Genomic DNA, 15,369 nt, shown 5'->3' on the forward strand with positions numbered 1-15,369 from the left:
CACCACCGCTGCAGGGGAGAGCCAGGCATGATCGGATTCTTCGGCAAGGCACCGAGCAGCGCCGATTTCGTGGCCAGCAACGCCACCCACAAGGACGTGCGCGAACTGGACGAATGGGTCCAGGGCGCGCTGTTCCGCCTGGCCGAGAGCGAGCCGGAGTGGGAGGCCCTGTGCGATGCCATGCCGACCTGCTTCTTCCACTTCCGGGCGAGCAACGGCTACTGGCTGCTCGGAGGGATTCGCATGTCCGGCGACGCCAGCGGCCGGCGCTACCCGCTGCTGATCTTCCAGCGTCTGGCGGTCGCGCCCGAAGCCGAAGGCAGCGTCGGCGTACACACCCTGAGCGAGGTGTTCTGCAACCAGATCCGTGCGTTGTTGCAGTGCGTTGCCAGCGGCGTCGCCGACGTTCAGGTGTTGCACCAGCACCTCGCCGAATGGCGCGGACTACGCGAGGCCGACCTCAAGCTGCACCAGCGTCTGCTCGAACGTTACCTCCAGGACGTGCGTTACCGCGATCTGTGCGAGGCCCTGTCACCGGCCTTTCCCGAGTTCGCCGGCAACGCCTTCGCCCTGCGCATGCAGGCCCTTCGCGAGGGGATCAAGCACGGCGAGCCACTGCAGGCGGTGATGCCGCTGCCGGCGGAGCGCGCGCTCAAGCGGCCTGCCGCGGATCTGTGGCTGCACTGGCTGGAAGGGAGCCATCAGCGTGACAGCGCCGGCAAGGGCAGGCACCAGGCCAAGGCCAGCCTGCTGGTGGATGACTTCTTGCGTCCAAGACTCTGGCGCTTTGCCACGGCGGATCGCGATGCCCTGCGGATGGTGATGAATCTGGCGCCAAGGCTGTCGCGGCTGGACATGCTGGAACCGATCGAGGCGTTCACTCCTGTCCAGGCTGCCGACAGCGTTCCCGCAGCGACGCTCGACATGAAGACCTTTTTGGCACGCCTTCCCGATGGGAACGGTGCCAGTGAACTGGATGGGGCCCCGTTGTGATCAAGCGACTGTCACTGTTACTGCGCAAGTACCGCACCTATGCCATGGCGCTGGCCTTTTTCGCGATGATCTTCGTGATCTGGGGACTGGGCGTGTGGTGGGGGTTCTCCTCTCTGGGCAGCGTGCTGGCTGGCATCCTGTTCTTTCTGGTGGCCTCGGCACTGTATCTGCTGCTGCTCTACCGCGGCGTGGATCGCCAGGACGAGGTGGAATCCGCGCTGATCCAGAGCGCCGATGACGCCGTGCTGGGCGCCTCGCCAGAGGACCGCGAAGAGGTCAGCCTGTTGCGCGAGAGGTTGCTGGAAGCGCTGGAGCGAATGAAGAAGGGTGATGGTGGCAAGGGGCGCAAGCGCGATCTGCTCTATCGGTTGCCGTGGTATCTGGTCATCGGCCAGCCGGCGGTGGGCAAGAGCACCCTGGTCTACCGCTCCGGTCTCGATTTTCCCTTCGCCGACCGCGAGCACGCGCGGATCGCCGGCGTCGGCGGCACCCGACACTGTGACTGGTTCTTCAGCAGCGAGGCGGTGCTGCTCGACTCGGCCGGTCGCTATACCGCCTCTGAAGAGGACGCCTCGCGCTGGCGGGCCCTTCTTGGCCTGCTGCGCCAGCATCGCCCGCGGCGGCCGCTCAATGGCCTGATCGTGGCGGTCAGCATCGACGAGTTGATCGGTCGTCCTGCCCCCGAGCGTGAGTCGCTGGTGCTAAGGCTGCGCGAGCGCCTGCAGGAAACCTACGATCAGCTCGGGACCGTGGTGCCGATCTACCTGGTGTTCACCAAGAGCGACCTGATTCCTGGTTTTCGCCAGTTCCACCGCCAGCTGGCACCGACAGAGCGTGACGAAGTGCTGGGCTGGACCTTTGCCCACCAGGACTTCGAGACGGCTAACTGGGCCGGGCGTTTTGGCGAAGCTCTTGATGGCCTGGTGAAGCGCTGTCGCACCATCGGCGAGCAGCGCCTGGTCGAGGGCGACATGATCCACACCCGCGACGATCCTGCGGCGCTGGAGTTTCCGCTGGAGTTGCGTGCCCTGGCGCCATTGTTATCCAGCTTTGCCGGGTCCCTGCTCAAGGCCAACCCCTATCAGAGCTCACCGCTGCTGCGGGGCTTCTACTTCACCAGTGCGCTGGCCGATGGTCAGCCCGCCATGGGCGAGCATGCCCGGGCGGTGGAGAGTCGCTTTGGGCTTGCCGCCAGTCGCGGTGTCACGGCTCCCCAGGACGGCAAGAGCCTGTTCGTGACCGGCCTGTTCTCCCAGGTGATCCTGCCTGACCAGCATCTGGTCGGACTCTACAGCGGTCCCAATCGGGAGCGTCGGCGCCAGCTACGCTGGTGCTGGGTGGCTCTGGCGCTGGCGGCGGTGATGGTCAGCGGCTGGGCGCTGTCGTTCTCGCGTAACGCCGACGAACTCGCCGCCATCGACACCAGCCTGGCCGAGGCGCGAGTGGCCGATGGCCAGCACCTCGACGGCTACACCCGCTGGGAAGCGCTGGACGCCCTGCGTGTCGGCGTCGCCCACTACGTCGAGCGCGACGAGCAAGGCGCGCCCTGGTCGCTGGGGATGGGCTTGTACCACGGCGATGACATCTCGCCGGCGCTGCGCAAGGCCTACTTCGACGAGATCGAGCGCAGCATGCTGCGCCCGGTGGCCGACAACCTGGGCCAGGCGCTCTACACCCTGCCGACCATACCGGTGTATCGCTCGGGGGAATCCGAACGCATCACGGCGATCGACCTGCCCAATGTCGAGCCCAACGCGCGTCCTGCCGACAACAGTCCTCAGGCGCTGGCCGACTTCGGCAATGCGGCCCTCGGCACCTACGTGGAGCTGTCGCGTACCCCAAGGCCCAAGGTCTCCGAGGCGCTGCTGCGCCAGCGCCTGCCGGACTACTGGTACCCAGCGATCAGCGCCCATGACACAGGCGAGCGCGATCCTCGGGATCTCGACTTTGCCAGTCGTCAGATCGCCTTCTATGCACGCCAGATACAGGCACCGGACGTGCCACGCATCGACGACAACTCGTTTCTGATCTCGTCGAGCCGCAACTATATCGACGGCCTGCTGGATCACTCCTTGCGCACGCTGGAGACCATCACCCTGGAGTCGGACACCTTGTTCTCCTTTGGTCGTGCCGACTTTGCCGGTCTGCAGGCGGCGGGGCAGCAGCAGCTCAACCGGATCGCCGAACGCCTGGTCAACACCCCCGGTATCGGGCGCATCACCATCACCGGACACGCCGATCAGATCGGTTCTGCGCAGACCAACAAGCGTCTATCGCTCGAGCGCGCCCAGACCGTGCGCACCTACCTGATCGGCAAGGGAGTCACACCCGAGATGGTCGAGGCCGTCGGTGCCGGCAGCGAGCGCCCCCTGGTGCAGTGCGAATCACAACTTGGCCGCAGCGAACGGATTCGCTGTCTGGCCCCCAATCGTCGGGTGGAGATCGCCGTGCGTGCCTCGAGCTGAGCACGCGGGATCTTCCGTTCCGTCGGCAAGACGGCATCGCTTCCCTCACGGGCAATAGAGGGGGTGGGTCGCAAGGGCAGCAACAGAAGCCAGGATGCTTCTGGCGGTAGCGTGCCCGGTCACAGGCCCGTGGAGGCGATCAGCGATCGTCGCCCGCAACGCCTGATTTTCACCATCGCAATCAAAAGGAAGACAACACATGGCATTTGATGCATACCTCAAGGTCGACGGTATCCCCGGTGAAAGCCTGGATTCCAACCACACCGACTGGATCGAGCTGCTCAGCTTCGAGTTCGGCGCCAGTCAGTCCACCTCGGCCACCGCCAGTTCCGCCGGTGGTGCCTCTGCCGAGCGCGTCAATCTCAGCGAGTTCGCCATCAAGAAGTTCATCGACAAGGCGTCTCCGAAACTGTTCGAAGCCTGCTGCCGCGGCCAGCACATCAAGGAAGTGGTGCTGCAGGTGCACCGTGCCGGTGGTGAGCAGGTGCGCTACGCCGAAGTCCGGCTGGAGGAAGTAATCGTTTCTTCCACCGAGATGGAAGGCATGTCGGGCTTCTCCGACACCGGCAGCGGCGGTGGCACGGACTCCGTGCATGACTCCCGTCATGACCTGCCGACCGAGGAGATCAAGTTCAACTACTCGCGAATCAAGGTCACCTACACCCAGCAGAAGCGCCAGGACGGCCAGGGTGGCGGCAACATCGCCGGTGGCTGGGACCGTACCCGCAACCGCGTGTACTCCTGATCAACGCTTGGGAACGCCTGACATCTGCTGGTTGAAGAGACGTCGGGCGGGTTACGGCCATGGGGCAACCCATGGCCGTGCTTCCCGGTCAGCCCCTCGAGCCCGTGGTGTTATCTCCGGGGGCTGACCAGGAAGCCAGGCCAGAAGGCCAAGGAAAGCAAACCAAGGAAAACACGCCAAGGAAAGCAAGCCAGACCACAAGGCCGGACCAGAACGCCTGAAGTACACCGCAGAACCCGGCTGCCTGGGATCGATCATCGATGACGACACCTCATGGTGGACGCCGGTGACGGCCACCAGTGACGACTACCAGAAACACAAGCGCCCGGGGCAAGGGATGCCCCCGGTGTGACCTTAGATGCAGGAGACAACGCCCATGGTCGATGAATGGAATCGCGAGGCCCTGCTCGCGCCGATCGGTGAGCAGGGAGTAGGGGAGGACCTGAGCTTTTCGCTGGTGGTCGATGAGATCAAGGAAGCACGGCGAGCCGACCCCAGCTACTTAAGCCAGGGTGACTGGCAGTCGGACCTCAAGCGCGCCGACTGGAACGGGGTGATCGCGCTGTCGTCCCAGGCCCTGGCCGAGCAGAGCAAGGACCTGATGCTGGCCGGCTGGCTGTGCGAAGGACTGGCCCATCGTGATGGCTTTGCTGGCCTGTCCTTCGGGCTGGAGCTGGTGGCGGCCCTGTGCGAGACCTACTGGGGGGTGCTCTATCCCACCCTGGAAGAGGGTGAGGAAGAACGCCTGGGGCGCTTCACCTGGCTGGACGATACCCTGGCGTCGATGGTCGGCAGCATCGCCCTACTCGATGGTCAGGGCGGGACTCAGAGCAGTGATCACGGTTATGGCCTGGATCGCTACGAAGAGTCACGCCAGGTCGAGAACCTGGCGCGCAATGACCCCACCGTCATGGACGAGGCGCTCAAGGAAGGCAAGATCAATGCCGAGATCTTCCAGCGTTCGGTGGTGCTGACAGACCCCGAACGACTGATCGAGCGCTACCGCCATATCGAAGCCTGCCTGCACGCGCTGTCATCGCTGGATGCCGTGCTGGTCGCCCGGCTCGGCGACCTGGCGCCGAGCTTCAGCCGACTGTCGACGGTACTGAAGGACTGTCTTGGCTTGATCGAGCGCCTGCTGGGTGACAAGGGCGTTCGTCTCGACGTCGTTGAGGATCCAGCACAAGACGACAGCATCCCGGAAGACTCGCCCACACCGCAGGCCAGCACCCCGGCGCGATCTCAACGTCCAAGCGGCGCGCTTCGCACCACCCCGGAGACCCGCGAAGAAGCCTTTGCCATGCTCGGTGCGGTAGCCCAGTACTTCAAGGCCGCCGAGCCTCACAGCCCGGTACCTTATCTGGTCGAACGAGCGGTGCGCTGGGGTCGCATGCCGCTGGAAGACTGGCTGCGTGACGTGATTCGCGAGGACAACGTCGTCGATAGCATCCGCGAAACCCTGGGCACCCAGACCAGAGACGAGCACAGCTCATGAACCGAGGGGACAGGGATTCAAGCAGGGCGTCGCTGTACGACCGCCTCAGGCCACGGCAATCGACCCTCGAGCAGATGGCCAGGCAGCAGGCAACGCCAGCACCGGAACGGCGCTACGACCCTGACCGGCTGAGGGTGATCGATGGCGTGGCGCTGACCTCGGCGGGACTGGTGGGGTGGGGGAATATGCCGGACAAGCAGGCTGCCGTCGTGGATACGTCCCTGGCGGCCAGTGAAAGTCTGCTGGTGCATCGAATCGACTGCCAGTTCGGAACGCTCGGCGAGCCCCTGGCCCTTCAGGGTGACAGGGCGCGCCGCCTGTATGAGCTGGCCCGGGCGCTGGTCGGCGAGGCCATGACCCTGCTGGAGCGGCTGCCAACGGAGGCCGGCTTCGAAGTAGTGCTGAGCATGCCGGTCGAGGGGCACACGACAGTGCTGCGAGACATGCTGGACGTCAGCCTGCGCGGGTCACTGGCGTACCCCCGCATGACGGGACTGCGACTGGTGCCAGACCATCAGGACCTCCATGACACCCTCGCGACACCTGCCACCGGGGGGGCTGGGCATGTGCTGTGGCTCAGTATCGATTGTGTCCTTCACGCCCACGGCATCGGCCAGTTGCGCGCTCGACAGCAGCTTGCGACCACGCGCAATCCCCAGGGCATCAAACCTTCAGAAGCCGCAGTCGCCTTGATGATCCAGCGGATAGCTGAGGACGGATACGGAGGCGGTGACGGCTATCTGCTGAAGCGCGGGGTGATGCTCGAGCACAACAGGCGCACGGACCTGACACGACGCCAGCGCTACCAGTCCCTGGCAGAGATCTTGGCCAGGGTCTGGCCTGACGAAGGGGCAACCGCGGGCAACGCTCCTGGCGTCGTGGTCGCCGACAGTCTGGACCTGCCGGGGCGACGTGCCGACCTCGCAGGCGCCTTGCTGACGCTCTGGCCCGAGCTCGATCTCGGCGAAGAATGTCGGTGTATCGACTATCACTTCGGCTGGCCGGGAACGGCGCTGATCGCGCTGCAGCTGGTCGTCGCCCTGGTGGGCGATCGCAGTCGCAGCGGTGCGGTGTTGCTGCAATTAAGCGACGACCACAGCAGTCGCGCCCTGGCCCTTCTGCCGGCAAGTCTCGACAGCGCTGCCCAGACGCGTCTCGAGTCCCACTACACCACCACCTGAGGAGGCTACCCATGTTCGGTTCTGGAGACGGCATCATCGTCCTGGGCGATACCACCAGCCACGGCGGCACCGTGGTCAGCGCCCAGTCCAACTACCTGCTAAACGGCACCCCGGTCGCGGTGGTCGGGGACATGGTGGCCTGCCCGCAGAAGGGCCATGGCGTCTGCCCCATCGTCGAAGGCCACCCCACCATCACCCTGAACGGCAAGAGCGTGGCCTTTCACGGCTGCCACACCGCCTGCGGCGCAACCTTGAGCTCGGCTTGTGGCGGCGTCCACGGACTTGGCTGAGCCCCTTCTTTTTCTGACCGCCGACATCGCCATGGAAGGCCCTTCGGGCATCGCAGCAAAGGACAAAGGCAATGAATGACTCATCGTGGTTGGACAAGATGCTGGCGTCGTTCGACGTCAGCCTGTCGCAGCATCAGCGGCTAGTCACCCTGGCGCTGGAGGGTGTCGAGCTGATCCCTCATCGTCTGGTGGGTGAGGAACGTATCTCGCGGCCGTTTCGTTTCCGGCTCGACGCCATCTCTCAGTCCGGCAACATCGAGCTCAAATCGCTGATGGCCAGACCCGCGACACTGTCGATACGCCAGGCCGATGGCCAGTATCGGCAACTCTCGGCGCTGGTGGAGTCCGCTGCGCTGCTGGGCGAGGACGGCGGCGTCTACTACTACCAGTTGAGCCTGGTGCCCTGGCTGACCATGCTCGAGCTTGGCCGCGACAGTCGCATCTTTCAGGATCTGAGCGCCATCGAGGTGATCGAGCGGGTGTTTCAGGGCCATGAGGTGGCCCACGGCGGCTGGCGCTTCGATCTGAGGCGCGAGTACCCGGCGCGCAGCTACTGCGTCCAGTACCGGGAAAGCGACTACCACTTCGTCAATCGCCTGATGGAGCAGGAGGGCCTGTTCTATTACTTCGAGCATCTGGGCAACCCGGAAAATGACGGTAAGAACGCGGGCGAGAGCGAGAACGCGGCGACTGGCGCTGCAGGGCTCGGTCATCGGCTGGTGATCACCGATGACGTGGCGACCTGCGATGCGGTCGCCCCTCACCAGATTCGCTTCCACCGCCAGGACGCCACCGAGACCGAGGACGCCATTACCCAGTGGGGCGGACGGCGCCAACAGCAACCCAATCGGGTCAGCCTTGGCACCTTCGACTACAAGCAGCCAAGGCTGATCAAGCGAACCTCGCTGGACACCCTGCACAATCAGGGCAACCTGACCGACCAGGAGGTCTACGACAGTCCTGGCGAGTACTACTATCGCGACCACTTTCGTGGCGAACGCCTGACCGCCAACCGGCTCGAAGCGCTGGAATCAAAGGCCAAGCGCTTCTTCGGTGCCGGCGGCGCCCGCCAGCTTCAGGTAGGACGTCACTTCGAGCTGACCCAGCACGAACGTCACCAGCACGGCGACAGCGACGAGCGCACCTTTCTGTTGCTGGGCCTTAGCGTGCACGCCGAGAACGCTCTGCCGGTGTCGGCCCACCTGACCACCCTGCCGGGCAGCCTGCAGCAGGAGCTTGATCGTGCCCGCCGGGCCCACGGCCTGGAAGACGAGAGCCTCCACCGCGACGACTATCAGCGTGCCGGCACCGGCCACTACCTGGTCGACTTCGAAGCCCAGCGCTTGAGCCAGCCCTACCGTTCGTCGCTCGATCACCCCCGTCCCGTGGTCGGCGGCCCCCAGACCGCCATCGTGGTCGGCCCCGAAGGTGAAGAGATCCACACCGACCGGCTCAATCGGGTCAAGGTGCAGTTCCACTGGGACAGGCTTGGTGGCAATGACGCCCAATCGAGCTGCTGGCTCAGGGTCGCCCAGCCTAACGCCAGCGGCGGCTGGGGCGGCGTGTTTGTGCCGCGCATCGGCCAGGAGGTGATCGTCGACTTCCTGGAGGGTGACCCGGATCGCCCGCTGGTTACCGGGCGGGTCTACAACGGTGACCAGCGTCCCGAATGGCACTCCAACGGCCTCCTGTCGGGCTTCAAGTCCAAGACCTATAGGGGCGGCAAGTACAACGAACTGGTGTTTGACGATGCCACCGACCAGGAGCGGGTGCGCCTTAACTCGGAGCACGCCAAGAGCCAACTGAACCTGGGCTACCTGATCCACCAGCAGGGCAACACCAGGGGCGCCTTTCGTGGTACCGGCTTCGAGCTGCGCACCGACGCCTACGGTGCGGTGCGCGCCAACGCCGGCCTGCTGTTGACCAGTTGGGGGCAGCTCGGTGCCAGCGGCGAACAGCTCGCGCTGTCCCCGGTCTACCGTGAACTCGACAGCGCCTGGCAGCTCGCCGATACCCTCAGCCAGAGCGCCGCCGAACACGACGCCGAAGCGCTGGAGGTGCGCGGCGACATCAAGCGGGCCAGCGAAGACGCCAAGGCCACCTACGGTGAGTCCAGCGGGGCGGCGTCTGGCCGGGACGTTGACCAGTCCGCCGACCAGTCCACCGCCAAAGGCGCAAGCCTGGCAGGGCGGGGCGAGGCCGGGCGGCTCGAGAGCCCCTGGTTGCACCTGGCCTCACCCGCCGGCATTGCCATGAGCACCCCGCAGTCGACCCATTTCGCCCAGGACAAGTCGCTGACGGTGACCAGCGGCGAGGACATCAACCTGGCCGCCGGCAAGAGCCTGGTCGCGACCATGGGCCAGAAGCTCTCGCTGTTCGTGCAGCGCGCCGGGATCAAGCTGTTCGCCGCCCAGGGCAAGGTCGAGGTGCAGGCCCAGAGCGACGAGATGGCCCTGACCGCCGAGAAGACCCTGAGCGTGACCTCCACCGAGGACAGCGTGGAAGTCAGCGCCGCCAAGGAGATCCTGCTGACTTGCGCCGGCGCCTACGTGCGGCTCAAGGACGGCAATATCGAAGTGCACGCCCCGGGCAAGATCGACATCAAGGGTGCCCAGCACAACTTCGCAGGCCCCGCGAGTCTGAGTGCAGAACTTACCGACCTGCCTGAATTCACCGACGTCATCTGCGAGCGCACCAACGAAAAAGGTGCCGCGGGCGGTGATGGCATCGTGGAGGGCTAGCGCATGCACGACAACCACCTTCCCGACGATTTGCCTCTTCAACAGGCGGCGGCCCATCGTCTGACTCCCGGTACCCGGGCGATGATCGAGGCGATTCAGGCGCTGGGTGCCCAGGGCGGCGGACGCCTGTATCGGCTGGTAGACCCCGATGGCAGCCCCGGCAGGGGGCTCGGGGACAGCGCCAGGCGCGATTGCGCTCAGATCAAGCATCCCTTCGTGGCCCAGAAGCCCGAACAGCGGCTTTACCTGCAACCTGTCGGACTTGCGGGGCAGGCGCTGACCGACGGGCTTGCCGCCGAGCTTGAAGCGGAAGTCGCGCAGGAAATCGAACGCACGCCCGACTCGCACCTCGACCCGGTGCCCTTCTGTGGCTGGGTCTACAGCCGCGCTTCGCTTGCGCACATCGTCAACCACCTGTATCAGCAGCGCGTCATTCGCAGTACAGGTCCCAAACCCGCGCTGTTTCGCTACCAGGACCCCCGCGTCTTCGAGCGTCTGTTGGAGATTCTCTTGCCCCAGCAGCTCAACCACCTGCTTGGCCCGATTGACGCCTGGTGGTTCCTCGACCACCAGCGCCAGTTGCAAGGCGTGCAGATGCCCCCGCTCTCCACGCCGTTGCCTCGTACCTCCCTGGCCCCTCACCAATGGCAGGCGGTCAAGCGCATTGGGCAGGTCAATGCGTGCCTGGAAGGATGGCGTCGCCTCAAGCGCGCCGACAAGCGCCATGTCACTCCCGCCGAGATGGACGAACTGCTGGTCAAGGCCGAAGCCCATGGCCTGAAAGACGCCAAGGATCAGCGCCTGTTTGTTGCCCATGGCCTGCTGACCCCTGGCTTTTATCGCCACCCCGCGATTCAGCGCCTGCTGCCCAGTGGCGGAGAGACCGAACCCTTCACCCTGGCGATCAGACGAATCAGTGACCCGGACTGGGACAGCATCAAACACGATTTGGAGCACCGACTAACATGAGCAATGGACTGTCAAACGTCGTCGATGACCTGGAAGAACAGGACCGGGAGCGCGAGTGCCAAGGCCGTACTGGCCGATGCCCGCAGTGCGAACGCGAGGGGTTTCCGATCCTGCCCGTGCGCTATGCGGTGTGCAAGAACATTGAAAGCAATAATGATATTCCTGAATTACCGCCTAGCAGGGTCGAGGAGTTCACCAAGATTACCCTGAATAAGGCACTAGAGAACGGGCGGGAAGTCAACAAACGATCCAGCGATAGTCTGATTGAGCGTATTGAAAATGCTGGCTTGCAAGATGCTCTAGACCCTGACCTTCTCGCTCGTCTTTCCCAGTGGCGGGATGGTAAGACAAGCAAGTATATCCTTCGCCAATTGCGTCCCGGCTATTTCTATGTGTTTGACCGGATCAACCGCCCTTTCTATTGGTACGCCTTCGTGGTAAGTGCCGATGGAATGTTCCATCAGTATAGTGTTAGGGATACTCCTCCTACTCCGGACCAAACGAGCTTCAGTTGCCGGAACGCCCCCGAAGAAGAAGGACGTCGCAAGGCTCTCAGCGCCTCCGTTGTCACATTGCCAAGAGTCGCCATGGGTGACGTCTTTTATTACGCCTACACCGAGCACCCATGGTCCCGAGAACACCTCTCGATGATAGAGGGCAATGATGATTGGCGTGAAAAAAATATGCAGAAGTTTGTCATCACTGGGGAGCCTTCGGCGTCAGGCGATAGCGACAACAATAACAACAACCCCGAGAATAATCTTAGCAAACCGGGAGATGAAGACTTTAGAGAGCGTAATACATTTTCCTTGAAGGACCTCGATCTGGTTGCCGAGTACTGCGGAGGATCGGTCGAGCGAATGGATTTTTTCTGGCCGGTCAGTGATGCGCGGCGCCTGTTCACTCCGGAGGAAATGAAAGAGAGCATGCGCGCGCGACTGCGCAATCATGCCGACTGGTTACAGGGACAGGAGATGATTCTGGCCGTCAACGATGAAGCTGGAGTTATCGATGAGTTGAATGCTTATCGCATGGAGCCAGTCAAGGAGTTTCAGGATTATCTTTATCGCAATAATAAGGAAAATCAGCGAAAGCTGGTGTTTATGCAAGCGCTGGATGCGTTCCGAGAGAATTTTAAGAGAGCGCAGGTGAAATCGATATATGAGATTTATGACAACTTAGAAGAGCGAGTGCAAGGGAGACTTGAAGAAAAGATTAAAAAATATGAAGACAAGGCGGTTTCAACAGGTAATGCAGCCTTGAAAAGAGAGTATGAGGAGCTGATAGAGGTGTATGAGGAAAGGTATGAAAATGTTGAGGATGTTTTAAACTCACGAAGGGAAGAAGCGGATGGGGAAGCAGAAGAACTAGCAAAGGATCGCGATAAGCAAGTTAGAGAACTCTATGATGATAGCAAGCTTCTTGACTTTTATGATGAAAATAGAAATGCTCTTGATTCTTTTCGAGAAGAATATTCCGTCATGGTTGAAGCGACCCAATGGTTGGAGGACTCCTTCGATGCAGATTATGCCTTATGGATAAAGTATCACCTCGAACCCATTATGGGTCGCTATAGCAGCGAAGACTTTGTAGCGGGCCTTGGACTATCAGCACTCGTCACCGCACTGTTGACCGGTGGTATTTTGTCTCCTTCGACATTTGGTGTCTGGAAGGAGCTCTCCAATGAAATTTCATCGTCAGATTCGGTGATCGTTAAATCCTTGTTCTGTAATAATGAACTACTGATCAATAATGCGGTAACTCAAGCGACGAGTTTGTCTAGAGGTGTCTATTTAGGAAGAGCGAGGTTGGACGAGTGGATTGGGCGATTTAACGACCTGTTAAGGCCGTACGGTCATCTTCAAGATGAGCTGGAACGCCGAGTGCAATCAATACTACCACCATTGATCAGTTTGGTAAGCAATTCCATGGCATCAGTAAGGCTTCAAGGAGGTGAAGGTGATAGGCCTCCGGTGGAGACCTTCGTTCGGTATACTCAGATGCTCTACTGTGCTCAGCTTGCTGTTCGTGGGAGTGGTGAGGAGGATCAGGAATATCGACAAGAGCCATTGCAATTAATGAAGGTGAGGCTTAAACCTAACGACTTTCAACAATGGCTTGTCCATATGGCTAACCAAAATCAGCCGGACGCAAAAACGCCGATCGTTGATAACTCCATGGCATTTCCAGATGGCGAAGGAGGAAACATCTATGTAGGTGGTACCCCTCTCGATGGAACTTCAGATATTACGTTGTATATCCCGGTTGTTAATCTGGAAAACGCCAATATCGATGCCGTGGATGATGAGGATATTGAACAATGGAAAACCGAAAACATGAGGTCTTTCGTATCTGTTGGCACGTCTTTTATTGAACTGGCAACGGTAAAGGAGATATCCAGGTTTTCAGTCGCGGAACCTCTCGGAAAATATTTGGCCTCTAGCATTAGTGTTATTCTGTCGATTAATGTGCTTATCGACGAGCTTCTTGGCCGATCGGAAGATGAAAACGCTGACAAAGCCAAGATTGCCTCAGCTATTGGAATATTAGTGAAGGCAGGAAAAGGTATGTATGATGCCATTCTCGAGCTTCGTGGCATCGTTAATGCATTGGATACAGCCGGGTCACTCGCTACTTCGACTGCCAGTAGTATCTTCAAAATTCGCCCGGAGAAGTTGACTGTGTTCAGCGCCGTTGGCGCCGTCGGTGATGTCATCAGCATCTACGATGGTTTGAATCAGTTAATTGAAACCAATCATGAAGAGAAGCTTGGATTGTCGGAGGAGGCAGCGGGAAGGAGCAATCTGCAATCTGGTCTAACCATCGCCGGTGGGGCGATAGGTCTGATAAGTCTTTTCGTTGGTGGCCTTCCCGTGGCCTTTGTCGGGCTTGTGGTTGGCGGAATTGCACTTTTCTTCGCTTATCTTTATGTAGAGCTTGTCGCCAAAGCGGTCAGAATGTGGATAAATCGAAGTCTCTTCGGCAATCATCTCGGACAAATTGAACCGTTTCGCTCAGGTGAAGAGGAGCTAGCTTCACTAGGCTTGGTATTCAAAGGGTTGACGGTGGATATTACTTGGGAGCACGTCAATATACGTGATGGATTTTTCGGGGAAAAGGTTGTTGAGGCTGTGTCCGACCCTCGTTCCGCTTCGGGAATGATGTTTCCGCCGAATGGGAAGAGGTTTAAAGTAAAGGTCATCGCTCCGAGTATAGATGAAGCTAGACTGACTATTGATTTTCTATCTACTGGAGGTCTTCTTGACACTAGACTGTTTTCAACGGCTCATGAGTTTGTCTCTAAACAAGAGGGGGTTAAAGCGATAGCGGTTGAAAATAACTACTCTATGTCTTTTTCTAATGAGGCAACACAAAATGGAGATTATTTTGAGGTTGATATTGTTGGTGTTTATGAAAGTGGAAGTCTAGATAGTGAAGTTGAGTTGAAAGTCAAGATTGACTCTCCTGGGAATAACCCTGGTAGTGCTTCTGGAGTTTTTGTATGCGATATACAAGAGCCATGATACAGGTGGTTTCGAGGTTTGGTTGGTGGTGGTGGGGCGGGGTGTTCGTTTTTTTTTCTGGCTGTGGAATATGTGATAACGAATATAATTTTGTAGTTTTGGGTGATGGAGGGAAAGTATACAATCCTGACTCAAGCCCGTTATCTTATGTTGATGTAGTTCGAGAAATCTCTCCACCAATTTTGGAAGAAAAGTTGGAGGGAAAAGATCCTTACTATATGTACTTGGGTGGAGTTTTACTTTATCAGAGAATGCCAGGTTACGATGCTTTGGAGTTGGATGTAAGTGCAGTAGAACTGCTCGAAACATCATGGGGGCTAGGGGTCGTTGATGCAGGGTACGATCTTTATAAGATTTTCTATAATGGAATAGATGTTTGCATCGATAGAGAGTTGGGTGTTCAGTATTTAGTTTCTTCTGCAAGTTCTGGATATGCAAAATCACAAGAAGTTCTTGCGCAGGCGTACGGTGGTAAGGTGTTGCAAGATTCATTTGATGAAGATTATGCTCAATCCTTTTTTTGGTTCATGAAGGCGGCGAGTCAAGGAGATAAGCTTTCTACCGTGAATGTTTCATTAATGTTACATGAAGGCCTTGGTGTTGAGAGAGATGACGAGCTTTCCTTTGAGTGGTTGTCGAAAGTAGAAGACATGCCATATGGTGATGAGGTGACTGGACTAAGAAAGTTGGCGGAATTTTATGAACTTGGTATTGGAACAAAAGTTGATGTTGTTCAAGCTTATAAGTATTATGATCTGGTAACACCTGCCAGCGCCCCAGATATAGCCCGCCTGGAAGCACAAATGACACCTGAGCAGATCCAAGAAGCTATCCGTCTATCCCGGCAGTGGCAGGAAGAACACAATATCTTTGTTCCCAGCTACTACGGCCTCGAGTATCAGGAGGATGGGACCTTTCAGTGATACACTTCCCTAAAGCGATATTTAGGTTTCTAAATTAGCAGGC

The 15,369-nt window shown here is 59.5% G+C and carries 10 protein-coding genes; all 10 read left to right on the forward strand.

Annotation, left to right across the window (positions count from 1 at the left end; genetic code table 11):
• The first annotated feature begins 27 nt into the window (after nt 1-27).
• The 10 genes from tagF (at nt 28) to NKF27_RS03950 (ending at nt 15,326) form a co-directional block, all read left to right on the forward strand.
• On the forward strand, nt 28-993 hold the full coding sequence (gene tagF, locus NKF27_RS03905) for a type VI secretion system-associated protein TagF (protein WP_253555394.1): 966 nt from the start codon (nt 28-30) through the stop codon (nt 991-993).
• Nucleotides 990-3,458, forward strand: coding sequence for a type VI secretion system membrane subunit TssM (tssM, locus tag NKF27_RS03910; RefSeq protein ID WP_253555395.1), 2,469 nt, complete (start codon nt 990-992; stop codon nt 3,456-3,458). The genes tagF and tssM overlap by 4 nt, the downstream gene beginning before the upstream one ends.
• Before the next feature lie 199 nt (nt 3,459-3,657).
• Nucleotides 3,658-4,203, forward strand: a complete 546-nt coding sequence (locus tag NKF27_RS03915) for a type VI secretion system tube protein Hcp (RefSeq protein ID WP_045991880.1) — start codon at nt 3,658-3,660, stop codon at nt 4,201-4,203.
• A 376-nt stretch (nt 4,204-4,579) separates the two neighbouring features.
• Nucleotides 4,580-5,698 carry a type VI secretion system protein TssA gene (gene tssA, locus NKF27_RS03920; RefSeq protein WP_253555397.1) on the forward strand — a complete coding sequence of 373 codons (1,119 nt, stop codon included), beginning with the start codon at nt 4,580-4,582 and terminating at the stop codon, nt 5,696-5,698.
• Entirely contained in the window at nt 5,695-6,879 is a 1,185-nt protein-coding gene (locus NKF27_RS03925; RefSeq protein WP_253555399.1) for a hypothetical protein, read from the forward strand. Before tssA ends, NKF27_RS03925 begins: the two co-directional genes overlap by 4 nt.
• 11 nt (nt 6,880-6,890) lie before the next feature.
• Entirely contained in the window at nt 6,891-7,169 is a 279-nt protein-coding gene (locus NKF27_RS03930) for a PAAR domain-containing protein (RefSeq protein ID WP_253555400.1), read from the forward strand.
• A 71-nt stretch (nt 7,170-7,240) separates the two neighbouring features.
• Nucleotides 7,241-9,910, forward strand: coding sequence for a type VI secretion system Vgr family protein (locus tag NKF27_RS03935; protein WP_253555401.1), 2,670 nt, complete (start codon nt 7,241-7,243; stop codon nt 9,908-9,910).
• A gap of 3 nt (nt 9,911-9,913) precedes the next feature.
• Nucleotides 9,914-10,879 (forward strand): DUF4123 domain-containing protein, encoded by a 966-nt coding sequence (locus NKF27_RS03940; RefSeq protein ID WP_253555402.1) that lies wholly within the window; start codon nt 9,914-9,916, stop codon nt 10,877-10,879.
• Nucleotides 10,876-14,403: a T6SS effector BTH_I2691 family protein gene (locus NKF27_RS03945; protein WP_253555403.1), complete on the forward strand. Its 3,528-nt coding sequence runs from the start codon at nt 10,876-10,878 to the stop codon at nt 14,401-14,403. The genes NKF27_RS03940 and NKF27_RS03945 overlap by 4 nt, the downstream gene beginning before the upstream one ends.
• A complete protein-coding gene (locus NKF27_RS03950) occupies nt 14,382-15,326 on the forward strand; it encodes a tetratricopeptide repeat protein (protein ID WP_253555404.1) in 945 nt (314 codons plus the stop codon). Before NKF27_RS03945 ends, NKF27_RS03950 begins: the two co-directional genes overlap by 22 nt.
• Nucleotides 15,327-15,369: the final 43 nt, after the last annotated feature.

The sequence above is a fragment of the Halomonas sp. DN3 genome (genome assembly GCF_024137905.1).
GTDB classification, from domain to species: Bacteria; Pseudomonadota; Gammaproteobacteria; order Pseudomonadales; family Halomonadaceae; genus Halomonas; species Halomonas litopenaei.